Consider the following 2,666-nt stretch of genomic DNA (forward strand, 5'->3'; position numbering starts at 1 on the left):
ACTTTCTAAAGAAACATAAGAAAAAAGTCGAGAAATTAATAGTGAGTAATTCTTGCGAAATACCCGAATGCCTATATCCAGCACTCAGACTATTTGTAGATGAGTTCAATAGACATTTGCGCTATTTCGAGCAACTACTAGCTGACCCTTCAGCTCTCCAGCCGGAACATCTAAAAGTGCTAATACACCGCCTTCACACCATGCGCGGTGGCGCTGCCTTCCTCCAGTTAGAAGAAATAAAAGACATCTCCCGAGAGGCTGAACTGCATTTTAAAAACAAGCTTCAAGCTGCTAACTTTAGCGATAGCAAAAAGGAACTCGCCACCCTTGCTGAGAAACTAAACAGCCAGTTACAGCAACTCACTAGCTGCTTGAGCCAGATCGCTTCTTACAATGTCTCTTAAATGCACATGTATAGCTTGCGGCCAATTGCGAAATGCGTTAATCGCGTGAATTAAGCCGTTATTTCTTTTGCTTAAAAATTGATTGTCGATTTGGCTTAAATCCCCAACTACTACGACGACGCTACCCTCTCCCAATCTCGTCAAAAGCACTTTAAGTGGGCCGCGCTCCAAATTCTGCGCTTCCTCCAAAATCACAAAACTATTGCGAAATGTTCTCCCGCGAATATACGTCATGGGAACGAGCTCTAGACGATTTTCCATCTCTAGCCACGCCTTTGCATCAAAGGGACGTTCGCCTTTTTGAAATCCTCTTTTGCCACCTCTCCCCTCATTGGGAGAAGGAACCTGCACAATAGCTCTAAGGTTATCCTCAATGGGTCCACCCCAAGGGCGCACTTTCTCCTCCAGAGTCCCGGGGAGAAACCCAAGCGAAGTCCCCACGTCAACCATTGGTCGGGTAACCACTATTCTTTCAAACTGCCCTCTCTCCAGGCGCTCCCATGCGGCAGCCAACACCAAAAAAGATTTTCCACTTCCCGCAGGCCCGGAAACAGTAATTAGCCTAATCCCCCCAGACGCATTTGGATCTGGCTCGCCACAACCCATCAATGCCCAAAGAAGCAGTTTCTGCCTAACATTCCTACCCGTAACCTCTCCGGCAACTTTAAGATAGTCAACTTTGGCGCGATCGATTAAGTGCGCCCTCTTGCTTCCGGGTTCTGCACTTATTGCATAACAATAACGGACATCGGGATTCTCGCGGTCTACGATATGGAAAAATTGATTCATGCGCGGCATTTCTCGCATCTCGTAATAACCGCAGTTCATAATCTCATCTAAAGAACTAGAACTCACGCTTATAACTTTACAACCAGGATCATCTGAAGCATCCGGCGCACATATGGATTTAAGTTCCTCTGATACAACTCCATAAACACTTCTTGCAAGAACTCGTAAAATTCTATCCTGGCTAATCAGCCTAACTGCCGTTTCGGGTTTCAGCGCCGTATCACCTTCGGCCCCTCCACCTCCCTCCACCTCACCCTCGCTAACATCAGCCTCCATCTCTCTACGAACGCGCGTTTCTTCCTCTAGCGTCGTCGCGAGTATCTCGTGGTCTGCAACATTCGCCTTTAAACCCCAAGCTACGACTTTCTCAGTTTTAGGCCGAGGCGCAACGCGCAACAACCCACCTTTTTCAGTCTCTACACCCTCAAGCAACGAGCCAAGTGTAGAATACTGCTCTAGCTGTCTAGCTGCCTCGCTAGCAATTACAGCTATCTCGCCGTCTTCTCTAGTAAGCGCATGTAGCTCATCCAACACCACTCTCGGAATAACTATTTCATTATCGCCCAATACGCCGGCAAAAGCGGGACTGCCACTTCCTCGAAACGTCGTCACGTCTTGAACAAGAGAAATAATGGCAGAAGTATCTAAAACAAAGCATTTATTAAACACTTACCTCTCCTTAAAAGCCTTATTTGCCAATAACCGCTCTCGTCTTCATAGCGACGAGCTCACTTGGTCGATAATCATCAACATCGCCACCGAGCACCAACACGCACTCTGTCTGCGAAAACCAGCACCTTATAACTTCAGCAACTTTTTCGCGCCTTAGTCGCCTTAAGCGAGTAATGGTTTCATCCACACTAACATAGCGTCCAAAATCTAATTCAGTTTCGACTAGTCGCCACATTCGCGCACCTACACTATCCGCTTCCATTTCAACCTGCGACACCAACATCTCAATCACTCGCCCCAATTCATCCTCTCTAACCCCATCATGCTCCAATGTTGCCATTTGCTCAAGTATGAGTTCCAACACTATATCCAAATTCCGCCGCTCACAAATTGCACTAATCACCAATGCACCAGTATCTGGATAGCAAAAAGATTGCGCTCCCACATCGTAAGTTAGGCCACGCTCTTCCCTAAGAACCTGAAAGAGCCGAGACGACATACCACCACCTAAAATAGCAGTCGCCACCACTGCCGCTATATAATCCCCATCGCGCACGCCTGGCCAACTAACCCCTAGGTTCAAATAACACTGACTTACTGAAAGGGGCGCAATAACCAATCCGGATGATGACTTTGGGACCGCTGGCATATGAGCATCTCCCTCAACCAAATGTCCAAACGCTTGCTCAGCAAATTCATGCACGACATGGGCCTGAATATTCCCAGCAGCGGCTATTGCGATGCGTTTGCCACAAAGCATTTCCCGCAAGCGAGATTTTATATCCGTCTCTGTAAATTTCT

3 protein-coding genes are annotated in these 2,666 nt (G+C 47.4%); 1 reads left to right on the plus strand and 2 read right to left on the minus strand.

The features are described 5' to 3' along the window. The first annotated feature begins 41 nt into the window (after positions 1-41). Positions 42-404, plus strand: coding sequence for an Hpt domain-containing protein (locus tag IT291_09365; protein ID MCC6221433.1), 363 nt, complete (start codon positions 42-44; stop codon positions 402-404). Here the strand turns inward: IT291_09365 and IT291_09370 are convergent. Then, positions 351-1,862, minus strand: coding sequence for a PhoH family protein (locus IT291_09370; GenBank protein ID MCC6221434.1), 1,512 nt, complete (start codon positions 1,860-1,862; stop codon positions 351-353). The genes IT291_09365 and IT291_09370 overlap by 54 nt on opposite strands. Positions 1,863-1,881: 19 nt before the next feature. Next, on the minus strand, positions 1,882-2,666 hold a 785-nt coding region (locus tag IT291_09375), incomplete at its 5' end, for an insulinase family protein (GenBank protein MCC6221435.1).

It is taken from the genome of Deltaproteobacteria bacterium (assembly GCA_020845775.1).
In the GTDB taxonomy this organism is placed as follows: Bacteria; Bdellovibrionota_C; UBA2361; order SZUA-149; family JADLFC01; genus JADLFC01.